This window comes from Martinezella lusitana, assembly GCF_014207095.1.
Taxonomy (GTDB): Bacteria; Pseudomonadota; Alphaproteobacteria; order Rhizobiales; family Rhizobiaceae; genus Rhizobium; species Rhizobium lusitanum_B.
Map to the genome: position 1 here is coordinate 164,688 of NZ_JACHBG010000007.1, position 15,854 is coordinate 180,541.

Genomic DNA, 15,854 nt, shown 5'->3' on the forward strand with positions numbered 1-15,854 from the left:
CATGTCTGCCATCATACCGACAGGAGCGGGCGCTCCGAGAGCCGCGACCGGCAGGACGAAGCCCTGGTCAGAGCAGTTGCGCTACTTCTGGTATTTGAGCCGCCGCAGCCCGCTTACCCTTGTGGGGATCACGATCATTCTTTTGCTGGTGTTCGTTATCATCGCCGCTCCCTGGATCGCACCCTATAATCCGGACAAGGTATCCCTGATCGCCCGGCTTCGGCCGCCGAGCGCTGCACATTGGTTTGGCACCGACGAAGTCGGCCGCGATCTTTTCTCGCGCGTCATCTACGGCTCTCGGGCCTCCTGCGGTGCTGCCTTCATGATCGTTCTCATTTCGATGTCGGTTGGCGTGCTGATTGGCTGCTTTTCGGGCGTGGTCGGTGGTCGCATCGATACCGGCATCATGCGCCTCATGGATGTCATCATGGCGCTGCCGGCACTGGTGCTTGCCATGGCGCTGGCAGCGGCCCTCGGACCCAGCCTGTTCAATTCGATGCTGGCGGTCGCAATCGTACGTATACCTGCATATGTGCGCCTTGCCCGCGGACAGACGCTTTCGCTCAGGGAGCAGATTTTCGTCAAGGCATCGCGTACCTTTGGTGCGTCGCCCTTCTATATCCTGCGCTGGCATATCCTCCCGAACGTCATGTCGCCGATTATCGTGCAGTCGACGCTTGATCTCGGCAGCGTCGTGCTGATCGCCGCAGCCCTCAGTTTCATCGGTCTCGGTGCACAGCCGCCGACCGCCGAATGGGGGGCGCTGGTCAGCAGTGGACGCAGCTACATGCTCGATCAGTGGTGGTATGCGACTTTCCCGGGTCTCGCCATCCTGCTTTCGGCAATTTCATGCAATCTTGTTGGTGACGGCATTCGCGACATGCTCGACCCGCGCTCGAGGAGCAGATGATGATCGGCACAGCGCAATCAGACGGTCAGGCTCTGGCAATTAAAGGGCTCTCTCTGGAATTTCCGACCTTCAGCGGCTCGATCAAGGCTCTGGATAATGTCTCGATTGAGGTCGGCAAGGCCGAGATTGTCGGCGTTGTCGGCGAATCCGGCTGCGGCAAGTCGGTCACGACAATGGCGGCGACCGGATTGTTGCCGAAGGGGCGATACAAGATCACCGGCGGGTCGGTCAGCCTGTTCGGTCGCGCCACCTTGACGATGGACGACAAAGAGCTGCAGAACATGCGCGGCAAGGTGGTGTCGACCATCTTTCAGGAGCCGATGAATGCGCTGAACCCGACCATCCGCATCGGCAAGCAATTGACTGACATCATCATGCGCCACGAGGGGACGAACCTAGAGGACGCCAAGCAGCGCGCGCATGACATTCTCGCCGATATGCTGATCGGGGAACCCGAGCGGATCATGCGGGCCTATCCGTTCGAACTCTCCGGCGGAATGCGGCAGCGCGTTTTGACCGCAATGGCATTCTCCTGCAATCCAGGGCTGATCATTGCCGATGAGCCGACGACCGCGCTCGACGTGACCGTTCAGGCGGTGATCTTGCGGCTGATCCAGAACCGCGCGCGCCGTACCGGAACGTCGGTTATCTTCATCTCGCACAATGTCGCCGTGGTGTCGCAGCTATGCGATCGGATCTACGTCATGTATGCCGGACGCATCGTGGAGCATGGCTTGACGCGGACCGTACTTGATACGCCACAGCATCCCTATACCCAGGCCCTGCTGCGCTGTCTGCCCGAGCGCTTGGCTCCCAAGCAGGAATTGGAAGCAATCCCCGGCGCCGTCCCCAATTTGATGCATCCGCCCGCCGGCTGCTATTTCCAGCCGCGCTGCGGCGAAGCCGTTGAGCGCTGTCGAACGCACTCTCCGCAACTTTCTGGATCCGATGTCCAACAGGTCGCGTGCTGGCAACGCGGAGATGGGGTTCGAATCTTGGACAAGGGGCACGGCAATGCTTGAGCGCACTGAAGCAATGGCGCAACCGGTTCTGGAAGTGACCGATCTCCATGTCCGTTTTCCCGCTTCCTGTAACTGGCTGGGTCGTGCCACGTCTCACGTCCACGCCGTCAATGGCGTCAGTCTCGCTGTTCGCCCCGGTAAAAGTCTCGGCATTGTCGGCGAATCCGGATGCGGTAAAACCACGCTTGCCCAGGCAATCATCGGGCTTGTCGACTATAACGAGGGCAAGGTCGCCATCGACAGCCAGGATTTCAAGGTAGCTCAGGGGAGGCAAAAGCGGGAGCTGCGGCAGAAGATGCAGATCGTGTTCCAGGATCCACAGTCTTCGCTCGACCGTCGTCTGCCGGTCTGGCGTCTGATCAGCGAACCACTGCATATTCGCGGGGGATTGAGCAAGGCAGACCTTCATGCGAAGGCGGCAGAACTTGCGGTTGCGGTTGGCCTGCGGCCGGAACATCTGGACCGGCTGCCGCACGAATTTTCGGGCGGTCAGCGCCAGCGCATCGCCATCGCCCGCGCCATCAGCACGGATCCGGACCTCATGGTGCTGGACGAGCCGACATCGGCGCTCGACGTGTCGGTGCAGGCGCAGATCATCAACCTGCTCTTGAAGCTGCAGCGGGAGCGGGGGCTGACCTATCTGATGATCTCCCATGACGTCGCACTTGTACGCCACTTCTGCGACGACGTTGCGGTGATGTATCTCGGCGAGATCGTCGAAAGCGGCCCCTCCGAAGAGGTGCTGCACAACCCACGGCACCCTTATACGCAAACGCTGCTGGCGGCGGTTCCAAGCTTCGCCAGCCCTTTGCCAGAGATCGCCGAGGTGCGTCTGGGCGAGCTTCCCAACAATCGCCGCTTGCCGACCGGCTGCTTTTATAAGCAAAGATGCGCCAAGGCTGCGGCCGGTTGTGACGTGCGGCAGGCTTTGTTGCCCATCGATGCCGGATTGCATCAGGTCCGATGTCATGTGGCAAAGCGGTAAGGGAACTACCGCTTCCCGAAAAACCTGCATCAGCCGGCTGGAGCAATGTTTCCATCCAGCCATTTCCCGGAGACGACAGTGACCAATGCCGCGGCGCCTGACGCCTTTCTTCGTCCATATCCGGCCGACTTGCCGACGCCCTATGTGGAAATTGACCAGGAACGCTTGATGCGCAACCTGCGCGGAATGCAGGAGCGGGCCAACGCGGCCGGTGTCGCGCTGCGTCCGCATATCAAGACACACAAGAGCCTGATGATTGCCCATCGTCAGCTCGAACTCGGGGCGATCGGCGTAACGGCCTCGAAGCCGGAGGAGGCATTGGTCTTCGTCGAGGGTGGTGTTCGCTCTGTGACGCTCGCTTATCCGATCGTCAAGCCCGAAGCGATCGGCCGGCTCGTCCGCAGCGCGAAAATCCATGGAACCGAATTGCTATTGATCGCAGCCCATGACGCGGGTGTCGATGCGATCGGGGCAGCAGCGGAAGCACATGGCGTCAAGCTCGGCGTCTTTCTGAAGGTGGATGTTGGTCTCGGTCGCGTCGGGATCAAACCGCAGGACCCGGCGGCCGTTTCGCTCGCCCGGCGAATCGAGCAGCATCCTTCTCTGGCCTTTGCCGGATTGCTGTCGCATGCAGGCCATTCCCATGGGAGCCGAAATCTCGAGGAACTGTCCGATATAGCCAGAGCGGAAGCGCTTGCACTTGGTGAACTGGCGGAACGCCTGCGCCGATCCGGGCTTGAGGTGCCAAGATTATCCGTTGGCGCCACGCCGACATGCCTCGGCGCACCGATTCCGCAAGGCGTGACGGAAATTCGACCCGGCAACTACGCCTTTCTCGACCGAACGGCACTGCGACTGGGCATCTCGTCGCTCGACGATACCGCGCTTTCGGTTGTCGCAACGGTTGTCGCGCACAATGATCGTCATTTCATCGTGGATGCGGGTTCCAAGACCCTGACGTCCGATCTCGGCGCCCATGGTTCAGGCGGCAGTGGCTTTGGAATTGCCGTCAGTGTCGGTGAGTTGCAACCGCAAACATGGGAGGTGGAGCGTCTCTCCGAAGAGCACGGGTTTGTTCGCTTTCTTGACGATCCGCCGGCTTTGGGCAGCCGTGTTCGGATATTCCCCAACCACGCCTGTGCCGTTGTCGCGCAGTTCGACAGCGTCAGCCTGCGGCAATCGGATGGGCGGACGAGGGCGCTGCGGATCGATGCCCGCGGCCGTCAGACATAGTCGCCGCCAGCACTCGCTACTTAAGAGCCTGCCGAGTTTCGTCGTCAACATTGAAGAGGACAATCATGGAAAAGGAAGTCGAATGGGCGCGGATGACGGCGCCCGTCTTGCGGGAACTTGCCGGCAGGCCGGATGCGCTTGCGGTTTTACCGATCGGATCGCTGGAGCAGCACGGACCGCACCTGCCCGTCATTACCGATACGGCCAGTGCCTCGGCCGCCTCTATCCGTGCTGCCCGTCTGGTGGCGGGTGACATTCCGGTCGCCGTTCTGCCTGGCCTGTGGCTCGGAATGAGCGAGCATCACCTGCCGTTCGGCGGCACCATTACGCTCGACTACGATACGCTCAGCCGAACTATCCGCTGCATCGTCCGTTCCTTGAAGGCGCTCGGCTTCTCAAGGCTGCTGATCGTGAACGGTCATGGCGGCAATATCGAGCCGCTGGCGGTCGCCGTGCGCGAGCTCGCCGTCGAATTCGCCCTGCCGATTGTTGCGACGACGCCCTGGATGCTTGCGCCGGAGGAGGCGAAGAAGATCTTCGAGGTCGACGACGGCGCTCACCACGCCTGCGAAGGCGAGGCATCGGTCATGTTGGCGATCGTTCCCGATGCGGTCAGAACGGAGATGTTCGGTCAGGCCTTCGGCAACCAACGGCATCCGATCGATGTCCCGGCGGATGTATCGCGATTCTATTCCTTCGCCGAGCGCGCGCCCGTCACTGGGACATGGGGTGATCCGCGCAGCGCGACGGCAGAGAAAGGCGAGCGCTTCCTTGATCTGCAAGCAAGCGAACTCGTCAAACTAATATGCAACACCGTGCTGTGGACAGCGCCCGATCCGGTTTGGACACCCGGTCGTGGTCTGGGTGCTACGAGCGGCAGAGCGGACTGAGGCCCGTCGCGCAAAGTGTGGAGCGATTTTGCGCGACACGCTTGAAGTGCCGTGCGACACTATCAGCGAAGCATATGGATCGACTATGACGCTGTCGGGCTGTGCTCTCGAAGCGACGGGCCAGCGGATGCGAGACGATGAGCGTTGATCCAGCAATCTTGAATGCATGGGCGTCAGGGCGATCGATTGCGCGCGGGCTTGCGCCACCCCGACCGGAATATGGGGGCCTGCGCATCGATACCAACAGCGATGTCGAAGTGCGGCGCTGGATTTTTCCGCAGTTGGGAGCGGGCATCGGCGAACTCGCTCGCTCCATCAGCGAGCCACGCTATTTTCTCAAGCTCTGTGGTGAAGCCGACGAACTGCGTTCGGTATTGCCATCGGCGTGGTCATTCCATCCCCCGAGCTATTTCATGCGCGCGAGCCGAGCCCACATGGAACGGCCGCTTGCGGCCGGGTACAGGATCGAAACCAGACGTGTCGGGCGTGTCGTAGAAGTGGGTGTCTTTTCCGAGGCCGATATGCTCGCCGCAAGTGGTTATGGTGTAGAAACCGAAGATGCCTTCGTCTACGATCGGATCGTAACCAACGAAGAGCATCGTCGCCAAGGGTTGGGTCACGCCGTCATGGCTGCTCTTCAAAGACAGAAGATATCTCCGACTGTTCCCGAACTGCTCGTTGCCACGGAACAGGGATGTGCCCTCTATGCCAGTTTGGGCTGGCAGGTGATCTCGCCATATTCGACAGCGTCAATCGCTGTTCCCGAAGCCTAATCGATTGCGTGTCCCGGCAGGTCGCCGATGGGTGCGGCTATCAGGCCGCGCCCATGTCTTGTGCTTGTCCGGCGATCTCAGCCGCAGCGACCGTCGATGGTCGTTGGGCCCAATTCCTTGCCGTTGACGAGAAGGGTCGAGCCAGGCGACTGCGTGATGGAGCCGCTCAGACCACCCATCCAGGATGGGTCCGATTTGCAGTCACGCGGCGTGTTGCGAACGGTGATGTCGCCGGTCAGATCCTCTGAAGGACCCATGAAATAGAGACCCGCCTTGCTTGCGTGATCGATGACGACTTTATCGAAGGTGATGTTTGCAACAGGGCCGCCAAGGTAACCCCAATCATCGCCATAGACGAACATGCCGTAGGTGCCGGCATTGGTGATGGACACGTTCTTCAGATTGATGCCTGAGACTGGATTGAAGAAGATGCCGGCGTTTCGCGTACCGTCAACCTGAAGGCCGTTGACGTTGGTGTTCGTCGTCTTTGCTTCATGCGGCAGCGTAGTGGAACTGACGAGCATCAGGCCGTTAATGCCGCCCTTCAGCACCATGTCGGTAATCGAGACATTCGAACTGCCCTGCAGCACGACAAGATCCATGTCCAGCCCCTGCTCGGAGTTATCGACCGTCACCTTGTTCATCTCGACCTTATCGGCAGCGACCAGCAGCACGCCCTCGCGGCGCGAGCGCGAGATGGCGACGTTGTCCAAGCGAATGTTGCTGGCGAGGTCCGTGATCGCCGGGGGCCATCCACCGTCGTGGATCGCGCTTCCCGCGAACACGCCATAGGTGACGCTGTCGATCTGCGTGTCGCGAACGGTAAGATTCTTCGTGCCGTGCGCGCTTACCGCCGCATAGGGCGCCTTGTTCGGATCCATGATGGAGAATTCGCAAAGCGTGCTGCTTTCGCAGACGAAGAGATCGTGAATCCTGCTGTTGCGAATGGTTGCGCCGTCGACGCCCGCCAGCCGTATGCCGTCGTGGGCGGTGCCGGAAATATCGACATTGTCGATGAGGAGGTTCGACGCGCCGGTGCTGCCGATCCCTGCGAGGCCACCTGAGAGAGAAATGGAAGAGACGATGCTGTTCGACGCCATCGTCACCACGTTCTGCGTGGCATTGCTACTCGTCAGCCTTCCGCTGATGCCTGAATTGAAGAAGGTCGCTCTACCGCCACTTGCGGCGCCATGCAGTGCCAGAGCGCCGCCCCCGCCGAGAAGCACCTGGCCATCCCCGAGCAGCAACGACCCGTTCAGTCCAATATCGCCGTCCGCAAGCGCGAGCGCGTTGGTGCCCGCTGCCGCAAGCCGCGCATTAACGGTTGCCGCATCCTTGTCGGCCGCCGAGATGGTGACGATCTTACCGGCGGTCCGGCCGTTGATGTCGAGAATGGCATCTTCCAGCTCTCCGGTGGCGCCGACATGGGTCTTGATCGCCAGCGCGCGCCTTACGCCCTGCATCTCGGGATCGAAGGGATCGAGAGGCTTGCCGTTGCCGGTTCCACCGAAGGGAATGCGCAGCCTCGCCAGGATCTCCCCGCCGAGCTTGTCCTCGTTATCATATGTCGCGGCGGCTCCGAACGAGACCGTCGAACCCGCCGGAAGACCGGGCAGGTTTGCAACGGCGAGTTCTGCGCGCAGCTTGCCGCCGAACATGTCGCTGATATTCTTGCCGCCATACCAATAGCTTCCACCGAAGAACTTTAGTTCAGCGTTGCCGTCGTCGGATATTTGCGGAACCTTGAACCCGATCTCGGCATCGGCGCCCGGCCGTGCCTGCTCGCGTCCCTCGCGGAAGCGAAGGGTTCCGTTATCGATCACACCGCGTCCGGCGCCCTGAACGGCCACATCGCCGCCGAATGGCAAATAAAGGTTGGCTCTGGCTTCGATGATCGGGCCGAGAAGTTCGGCACCGAGCGAAAGCTGGTGAAAACCGTTGCCAAGCCTGGAGTTCAGATAGTCGTAATACCCATTGAAGCCGATGGTGAAGCCGTGCGTCGTCTGGAAGCGATAACCAACGCCGACCGACCCCTTCTGAACGTCCCCCTCTATGATCGATCCATTCGCATCGATAAGGAACAGCCGGCCGGCATCCAGTCGGAACGGCTGCATTATACTGAACCCTGCCTGCGAGTTTTCGCTGTTCCAGCGGCTCTCGAACTCAACGAATGCCGGCATTTCGGATGCTTGGGCATGCGCAATACTCAACACCGCCGCGGCCGTCACCGGCGCGGTCAGGACCACTAAATTTTTCATCATATCCCCGTTTCACTGTGCCCGCGAAGCGGACGGCATGGCGTAGTATACATGATAAAAAGAGTCAATTTATAAGCGAAGAGGTTTCGATCCACATGTCTGACCAGGTTCGGGGACCGCCGCAGCTGTCGCCTTTAGCCTTCTCGCGGCAACATGGAAATCCGGTCCAAACCGCATTCCCCTGCTTACCTCGCGTGATGACCGTTCACGAGAGGCGCTCAAGGAAGACACGCTGGTAGCTTATGAAAGGCGGGCTGGCATTAAATCGCGAATTCGCCTCGATGCCCTCTGCATCTTTGGCAACCTCGTCGCGATACCGCAGATAGGCGCTATCATCGGGAAAGGAGAACAAGGCCACGGCGATATCGGCGGTTTCATCCACTCCTGCGCGCGGAAAGCTAACCGCTGCACCGGCCGGAGCCTCGCGGGAGATGAAGTATCCGTAGTGCATTCCGCCATATCGTTCGATCAGCGTCATCCACGTTTTGGCATAGGCCTTGAACTCATCGATCGCCATTTTGTCGATACGATACCGAACCTCGCAGATGACGGGAGCAAGCGACATGGGAATTCCTCAGAAAAATAGGTTGATCGCATGGCGGCCCAGGCAAGTCCATCGGGCGTGGGTCTGAAGTCCCATGCAGGGTGCTCTTTGACCATATGATGGCTGCCTTTGGAGTGAGCAGATGAAGCCCATTTTATGGAGCCGGCAATCAACACGACCCCTGGGAACGATCCGAGGAGGGTGAGCGCCGCCGCGCCACATCTTTTGCCGATTCGGGCCGGTCAATCCGGCCATGCAAAGACAGCCATGAAGGCGAGGGTACGGTTCATGATTCGAAAAGGAGCTATGTCATTCTCTTGAGGAGCGCGATCAGGGCGCTCGTGTTGTCGTTGGCGTCCATGGAAAGCAGGTGATCATCCGCCAAATCGGCAATTGCCGAAAGCACTTCGCGCTTCGACCATCCGGCGGCTATCGCCGCGCCGACCAGATCGCGAAAGGCCGCATGAAGCGCGTCCTGACAGCGGATGTACCGGTCGGGATCGTCATCGGTCACGAATGGTCGCGCAATATCGGCCATGACTGAAGGGTGAACTGATTTGGCGGTTTTGGCAATGCGGTCCGGGTTGCAATTCGCAAGGGCAAGGACTGGCAGCCGGCGAGGTTCATGTGTTCGGCGGCATCCCGAAAGGGACGAGAATTCAATCCAGCCGTTGAGGACATATGTTGCACTAAATCAACAGTCGCATTTTCCTTGATGTGCAGCCGGCTGGAGCAATATTTACAAACAACCAGAATGTATATAGCCAAGTATCAGGATCCGAAATTGGCTTGCGATCTGGTGGGGTGAAATTCCAGCGTAGGCCAGTGAGGTTCCATAGGGGTGGGGATGATGCCGGCAGACTTTGTGGATGCCGCGACTGGTTTGCCTTCCGTTTGCAGGATGGTTGGTGCCGGACGACGTAATCTACTCGCTCCTTGGAATGTGAATAGGTAAAGACAAACCAGGAGTTTCCAATGAACATCAAGAGCCTTCTTCTCGGCTCCGCTGCTGCGCTGGCAGCAGTATCCGGTGCCCATGCGGCCGACGCCATCGTTGCCGCTGAGCCGGAGCCGCTGGAATACGTTCGCATCTGCGACGCATACGGTGCAGGCTACTTCTTCATTCCGGGCACCGAAACCTGCCTTAAGATTGGCGGCTTGGTTCGTACCGAAGGCAAGTGGTACGATGCTTACAACCCGAACACCCACAACGGCACGCTCTGGCACACCCGTGCTCAGTTGGCGCTCGACACCGCGACCGACACCGAATACGGCCCGCTGAAGACCAACACTGTCATCCGTTGGGACTGGCAGGAAGGCAACTCCACCAGCACCAAGCTGCTGTTCGCCAACATCAGCCTCGGTGGCTTCCTCGTCGGTAAGGCTGACTCGCAGTACAACTCCTACATCGGCTACGCCGGCGATGTCATCAACGACGACGTGGTCTATGACGGCCCGTACGAACTGAACCAGTTGACCTACAACTACGATGCCGGCAACGGCTTCACGGCTGTGATCTCGCTCGAAGACAGCAACTCCAGCGGTTCTGGCGCTGGTTATGGCGCGAAGTGGGCAACGGACGACAAGGCCAACCACTATGCTCCTGACGTTGTTGCCGGTGCTGGCTTCAAGTCCGGCGCATGGGGCTTCAAGGTTGTTGGCGGTTACGACTCGATCAAGTCTGAAGGCGCGATCAAGGCTCGTGTAGACGCTGACTTCGGCGTATTCTCGGCCTTCTTGATGGGTGGCTGGAACACCGACGGCAAGAACCTCAACAAGTATGCCGGCACCAACCTCGACCGTTCGGCTTGCCCCGTTACGGATGCATCGAAGTGCGGCTGGGGTGACTGGGCTGTCTGGGGTGGCATTGGCGTTCCGGTCAACGACAAGCTGAAGTGGAACCTGCAGCTCGCCTACACCGACTCGAAGATCTTTGCCGCGACCACGAACCTGAAGTGGAACCCGGTCAAGAACCTGCTCATCGAGCCGGAAGTATCCTACACCAACTTCGATTCTGTGAACCAGGATCAGTGGGCTGGTATCCTGCGCTTCCAGCGTAGCTTCTAATCCTGCTACCCGGCCTGCCTGGGGCCGGGTACGAGAAGCCCTATGTACCGATCCATCGGGCTTCTCATCGTGATCGGTTGACCTCCGATCAAAGACGGAAGGATCCGGTTTCCCTCCGGATCCTTCTGAAACGGCGATGAATCGCCACCGATTCAGAGATGCTCTCCAATCTCGATGTGATCTGCGTGACGGATAGGGACACTTGTAATTCGAAGCGGCTAACCGCCGCGTGCTTGCAGTCGGATCCATTCCGCAAGGGGTGTATACCGGCAGTCCGTCATTGACTGAATGTTCAACGGGCCGGGATAACCGGCCCGTTGCCACTCAACCCTGCTCAACCGTAGCAGGAGCGGCGATCGGCTGAGCCGGCCGTTCAATTCTGTCGGCGACCAGCATCGACAGCATCATCTCGACTAGCCCGTTGCTGGCACCCTTTTCGCCGCCGGCACCACCGACCTGGATTTGCGGGACGAGCGGCAATCTGCCGTTCTCGATCGCCTCGGCGAAGCGCATCAGAACCTGCGAGTTGAGCTGATAGTCAGGCCCACCGAAGGCTGCGACCTTTCTTTCCGTGGCTTCGGCCTCAGCCAGACCGACGGCGCGCACCTTCTCGGCGTCGGCAAAACCGGTTGCCTTGATGCGCTCGGCATCAGCAAGCGCGATTGCCTTGATCCGGTCAGCCTCACCAAGACCTGCGAGCCGCACTTTTTCTGCCTCTGCCTTCGCGGTGACCTGAATGGTCTCGGCCTGCTGGCGGGTGCGGGCAAGTTGCGCCTTGCCTTCGTTCTCACTGATCTCGATGGTGAGTGCGGAAGTCGTGATCTTGGCTTGCTGCTCGGCAAGTGCTTCTTTCTCGCGCAATGTGCGCTCCTGAATGGCAGCTGCCTCCTGCAATTTGTAGGTCTCGACCTTTTCGACGGCGATCTGGCGTTCACGCAACTGGATCAGGATCTGCTCGATACTGTTCTGGCCGGTACTGGCCCGTGGCGTGCCGATCAGCACCTCCTGAAGTTCGAGGCTGTAGGAGGCGAACTTCTCGCGCATTTCCTCACCGGACTTGCGCTGGATTTCGCTGCGTTCCTGCAAGAGTTCGATCAGCGTCTTGGTCTGGGCGATGTTCTTGAAGTAGGCAGAGACCATCGGATCGAGTGTCTGCTCGACCAGTCGCTTGATATCCCCGAAACGCTGCACCACCAGCGGCGCCTTCATGTAGTCGATATGCACGACGACCGAGAGCGGCAATATCGGTTCGAACGCATCCTTGGTGATCAGCGAGACTTCGGAGAGATTTTCATCCAGCCTGTGCTCGCCGAACTGTTCCTTTGTCCATTTGAGCACGAAGTTGGTCGTCGGTACGATGACGATGTTACCGGCATAGGTATTGAACGCATATTTGCCTGGCAGCAGCGGTGTCGACCAGACACCGCGCGCGCCGGCTTCAACCAACTCGCCGTGGCGGTAAGATTGACCGGAAATGTCCGCGCCGCGTCGGCCGGTATAGGAGACGACGACACCGACCGTGCCGACGTCGATGATCGTTTTGTCCACCAGTTCGACCGTCGCGAAGATGCGGTTGAGGAAGTAACTGCCGTCGGCAAGCACCTGCAACTGACGGCCGCGATGGCCACCGGCGTTGAGGAACTTCTCCGGATCCTGGAAGTTGTTGTGAAAGTTTTCGCTCCTCGGATCGTTGGCAACGGTCGGTGCGATGATCTCGCCATCCGGCAGCGACGGACCGTCATGGACGGTGACAATGCCGATCATGTCCTCTGCGTCGTGGATGACGACCGGCTCGAAGCCATTTCGCTCTGATATCAGCGTGGACATGTCGGCAAACAGGCTTTGCTCCGAAGAACTTAAGTTGACGGCATGGGTCGATTGCGCGGTCAGTACGATGAACTGCGCGAGATTGATGGCATAGGTGCCTTCACGAAGAATCTTGCGTTGCGGCCCCTTCTGTCCGCCCTTGAGAAGAAAGGCGCGCACATCCTGAAAATCATCGGCTTCGATGTTCGAGGCGAGCGTCTGGGTTGGCGGCAGCGGCTTGCCGTCGCGGGCGAAAACATAACCGATCTGCCCCTGGGGGATGGTCACGAGATTGGCGCGATGCATTGAATACTGGAACGGCATGAAAAAATGCAGGCCGCCGCGGACGACATCGGGCTGGAAGCCGGCCTCGCCATTGAGCGCTATGAAGCCATTCGTGACGGAGCCGCGAAAGCTCCAGAGCTTTTCGAGAATGCCGAGCCTGTCATTGGGGATATAGCGAATGAACCCGCTCCATCGAAGCAGGATCGCAAGCACGATGATCGTCACGGCGACTTCGATTGCCAGCCATTCGATCGGACTGAGATTGGGTAGGGCTTCCATCTTTTCGCTCCTATGGGCGCACGGGTTCGTCCACCCGACAACCGCCCGGTTGATATTCGTTGCTAAAGCGGGGAGTATTCGCGCCTATTCCGTCGGCGCACCAAAGGCGTGCCGAAGACTTGGGTTGCTCATTGTCTGGAAAAATGACCGCACGCCCTCAGTCCCCACTGAGGGAAGGCGTGGTCGTGATGCACTCTCACATCGGTGTTGCCTTGATAGACATAACGGTAGACCACGTAGTGATTGCGCCTATAGGTTTAAAGATGTTCCCGGGGCGAAATCGCATAAGTACTTCCAATGTCCAGGCAATTTCGAGTATCGAATTCTATCAGGCTGCCTGTTGGCGCAACCGACGACCTGTGGGGCGCATTTGCAACGCGCGCTCGACGTCAGTCCCGCGTCGGATTTCCCCGGATGTTCCCCACGTCAGTAGCCTGTGGTGAAAGCCCGCCGTGAGGCGGGCCTTTCCTAGAGTATCTTTGCCAGGAAGTTCTTCGTGCGATCCATCTGGGGATTGGAGAACAGCTCCTGAGGCGCGCCCTCTTCGAGGATCTGGCCGTGATCCATGAAGATCACCCGATGACCGACCTCGCGGGCAAACCCCATTTCATGGGTCACGACGACCATCGTCATGCCTTCGCGCGCCAGGCCGTTCATGACCTGAAGCACTTCACCCACCATTTCCGGATCGAGTGCGGAGGTGGGCTCGTCAAAGAGCATCACATCGGGTCCCATCGCCAGCGCGCGTGCGATGGCCACGCGTTGCTGCTGACCGCCTGAAAGCTCATCAGGATAGTTGGCCTCCTTTCCACGCAGGCCGACTTTTGCCAGCAATTCATGTGCCACGCGGTCGGCCTCCTCGGGCGCGACTTTCTTGACCTTGCGCGGTCCGATCGTGATGTTTTCCAGGATCGTCAGATGCTTGAACAGATTGAATTGCTGAAACACCATGCCGACATGCTGGCGCAGCTTGTGGATATTGGTTTTGGGGTCGGTCAGCATCATTCCGGCGACTTCGATATCGCCGCTGGTTGGCGTCTCCAACCCATTCAGGCAGCGCAGGAATGTGCTCTTGCCGCTTCCGGATGGCCCGATGACGACGACGACCTCATTATTCTCCACATGCGTGGTAATGCCTTTCAGGATCTCATGCTGCCCGAAGGACTTGTGAAGGTCTTTAACGCTTATCAACTTGAAGCCTCCTCTCAATGTAGGATGAGAACTTCGACAGGGAGAAGATCATGACGAAATAAAGCATCGCGACGAAGCCCCATATCGTGAAGGATGCGAAGGTTTCGGAGATAACGATCTCGCCCTTATAGACCAGCTCCGCAATGCCGACCGGCGCCAGAAGGGAGGTGTCCTTGATCGTCTGGGCGGCCTGGTTGACCAGGGGCGGGATCATGCGCTTGAAGGCCTGCGGCAGGACGATGTAGCGCATCGTCTGAAAGCCGTTCATGGCAATGCTTGCCGCCGCCTCTTTCTGTCCGCGGTCGACACCCAGGATGCCGGCGCGGACAATCTCGGTGACATAAGCGCCTTCATTCAGGCTGAGGGTGAAGGCCGCGGCAAGAATTGGATAGGTCAGCTGTCCGAACCAGGCATTGACGGGCAGGATTGCCGGCAATCCCAATACGATGAAGAAGAGTTGGACCAGCAATGGTGTCGATCGGAAGATCTCCACATAGGCTGTGGCGATCCATCTAAGCGGCGCAACCTTGGAAAGCCGCATGAGCGCCGCGATCAGCCCGATGATAACCATGAGGATGATTGCGACAATCGCATATTCGATCGTCAGCAGCAGACCGCTGAGGATGACAGGTAGATTTTGCCAGATGGCGTCCATGAACCGTGCCTTGTTTTTGTATTTATCAACGACAGGTCAGTCGCGCGGCACGCATTAAATGCCACGCGGCTTGCGGATCAATCATAGGACTTTCGAGAGTAGAGGTATCTTTGGCCGGCATCCTGCCAGCCGATTTTATTCCGAAAGTGCGACTTTGTCTGGCTTAACGACATCATTGACCTCGCCGCTCGTATCGCCGCCGAAATACTTCACGAAGAGCTGATGATATTCACCGCTCTTGCGGATTTTGGCGAGCCCATCATTGATCTTGTCGACGAGTTCCGGCTTCGACTTGCTGAGGGCGATGCCGTAATATTCGCCTGTCAGCAGCGGTCCGACAGTCTCGACATTGTCGTGCTTGGATTTGAAATCGACATTGACGGGATTATCGAAGATGACGGCATCCGCGCCGCCGGTTGCAAGCGCCTGATAGGCGGCGTCGATATTCTGGAACTGCTTGATGTAATCGGATGAAAAGCCGTGGCCGGTCAGATAGTCGACTGAAGAGGTTGCCTTCTTGGTTGCGACGACATGGCCCTTGAGGTCGTCAAAGCTCTTGATATCAGATCCTTTTTTTACCAGGACCGAAAGGCCGGATTTGTAGTAGGCATCGCTGAAATTGGCATTCTTCAGTCGGCTGGTCTTGATTGTGATGCCTGCGACTGCCGCGTCGATCGAGCCAGCCTGCAGGCTCGGAACGAGCCCGTTGAACGGTAGCGTTTTCAGGGAGACGGTCAAGTTCTCCGCTTTGGCGATTGCATTGATCATGTCAATATCAAATCCGGTGACAACACCATCCTTCTCCGTTTCGAAGGGCGGAAAAGTCGTATCGGCACCGACCACGATGCTTGTAGCCGCGTCCTGAGCGATGGCAACGGACGTTCCACCGAATATTGCGGCAAGAGCGGAAGCCACTGTAGCGACCAAAACGATAGACGATTTGCTTTTCAAGGGGG

14 protein-coding genes are annotated in these 15,854 nt (G+C 58.8%); 8 read left to right on the plus strand and 6 right to left on the minus strand.

The features are described 5' to 3' along the window. The first annotated feature begins 1 nt into the window (after position 1). From ddpC to GGD46_RS17015, 6 genes are all read left to right on the plus strand, one after another. Entirely contained in the window at positions 2 to 910 is a 909-nt protein-coding gene (gene ddpC / locus GGD46_RS16990; RefSeq protein ID WP_184705923.1) for a D,D-dipeptide ABC transporter permease, read from the plus strand. After that, entirely contained in the window at positions 910 to 1,932 is a 1,023-nt protein-coding gene (locus GGD46_RS16995) for an ABC transporter ATP-binding protein (protein ID WP_184706242.1), read from the plus strand. Before ddpC ends, GGD46_RS16995 begins: the two co-directional genes overlap by 1 nt. After that, positions 1,925 to 2,917 carry an ABC transporter ATP-binding protein gene (locus GGD46_RS17000; RefSeq protein WP_246806351.1) on the plus strand — a complete coding sequence of 331 codons (993 nt, stop codon included), beginning with the start codon at positions 1,925 to 1,927 and terminating at the stop codon, positions 2,915 to 2,917. Before GGD46_RS16995 ends, GGD46_RS17000 begins: the two co-directional genes overlap by 8 nt. A gap of 78 nt (positions 2,918 to 2,995) precedes the next feature. After that, positions 2,996 to 4,150: an alanine racemase gene (locus tag GGD46_RS17005; RefSeq protein ID WP_313206307.1), complete on the plus strand. Its 1,155-nt coding sequence runs from the start codon at positions 2,996 to 2,998 to the stop codon at positions 4,148 to 4,150. Positions 4,151 to 4,215: 65 nt separating this feature from the next. Continuing rightward, a complete protein-coding gene (locus GGD46_RS17010; RefSeq protein WP_184705927.1) occupies positions 4,216 to 5,040 on the plus strand; it encodes a creatininase family protein in 825 nt (274 codons plus the stop codon). 137 nt (positions 5,041 to 5,177) lie between these two features. Next, positions 5,178 to 5,813: a GNAT family N-acetyltransferase gene (locus tag GGD46_RS17015; RefSeq protein WP_184705929.1), complete on the plus strand. Its 636-nt coding sequence runs from the start codon at positions 5,178 to 5,180 to the stop codon at positions 5,811 to 5,813. 77 nt (positions 5,814 to 5,890) lie between these two features. Here GGD46_RS17015 and GGD46_RS17020 read toward each other — a convergent pair whose 3' ends face one another. Together GGD46_RS17020 and GGD46_RS17025 are read right to left on the minus strand one after the other, a co-directional pair. Further along, positions 5,891 to 8,071 (minus strand): right-handed parallel beta-helix repeat-containing protein, encoded by a 2,181-nt coding sequence (locus tag GGD46_RS17020; RefSeq protein WP_210325613.1) that lies wholly within the window; start codon positions 8,069 to 8,071, stop codon positions 5,891 to 5,893. 205 nt (positions 8,072 to 8,276) lie between these two features. After that, positions 8,277 to 8,636 (minus strand): NIPSNAP family protein, encoded by a 360-nt coding sequence (locus GGD46_RS17025; RefSeq protein WP_210325614.1) that lies wholly within the window; start codon positions 8,634 to 8,636, stop codon positions 8,277 to 8,279. Between the two features lie 349 nt (positions 8,637 to 8,985). On the opposite strand from GGD46_RS17025, the gene GGD46_RS17030 reads away from it, so the two are divergent. Together GGD46_RS17030 and GGD46_RS17035 are read left to right on the plus strand one after the other, a co-directional pair. After that, the gene (locus GGD46_RS17030) at positions 8,986 to 9,159 is read left to right on the plus strand and encodes a hypothetical protein (protein ID WP_184705935.1); all 174 of its coding nucleotides are present in this window, start codon (positions 8,986 to 8,988) and stop codon (positions 9,157 to 9,159) included. Positions 9,160 to 9,590: 431 nt separating this feature from the next. Then, positions 9,591 to 10,682, plus strand: a complete 1,092-nt coding sequence (locus GGD46_RS17035; protein ID WP_184705937.1) for a porin — start codon at positions 9,591 to 9,593, stop codon at positions 10,680 to 10,682. Positions 10,683 to 11,006: 324 nt separating this feature from the next. Here the strand turns inward: GGD46_RS17035 and GGD46_RS17040 are convergent, their stop codons facing one another. From GGD46_RS17040 to GGD46_RS17055, 4 genes are all read right to left on the minus strand, one after another. Further along, a complete protein-coding gene (locus GGD46_RS17040; protein ID WP_184705939.1) occupies positions 11,007 to 13,052 on the minus strand; it encodes an SPFH domain-containing protein in 2,046 nt (681 codons plus the stop codon). 468 nt (positions 13,053 to 13,520) lie between these two features. Beyond that, entirely contained in the window at positions 13,521 to 14,243 is a 723-nt protein-coding gene (locus GGD46_RS17045; protein ID WP_184705941.1) for an amino acid ABC transporter ATP-binding protein, read from the minus strand. Beyond that, positions 14,230 to 14,898: an amino acid ABC transporter permease gene (locus GGD46_RS17050; protein WP_184705943.1), complete on the minus strand. Its 669-nt coding sequence runs from the start codon at positions 14,896 to 14,898 to the stop codon at positions 14,230 to 14,232. The genes GGD46_RS17045 and GGD46_RS17050 overlap by 14 nt, the downstream gene beginning before the upstream one ends. 135 nt (positions 14,899 to 15,033) lie before the next feature. Further along, complete coding sequence (locus tag GGD46_RS17055) at positions 15,034 to 15,849, minus strand: transporter substrate-binding domain-containing protein (protein WP_184705945.1); 816 nt, start codon at positions 15,847 to 15,849, stop codon at positions 15,034 to 15,036. Positions 15,850 to 15,854: the final 5 nt, after the last annotated feature.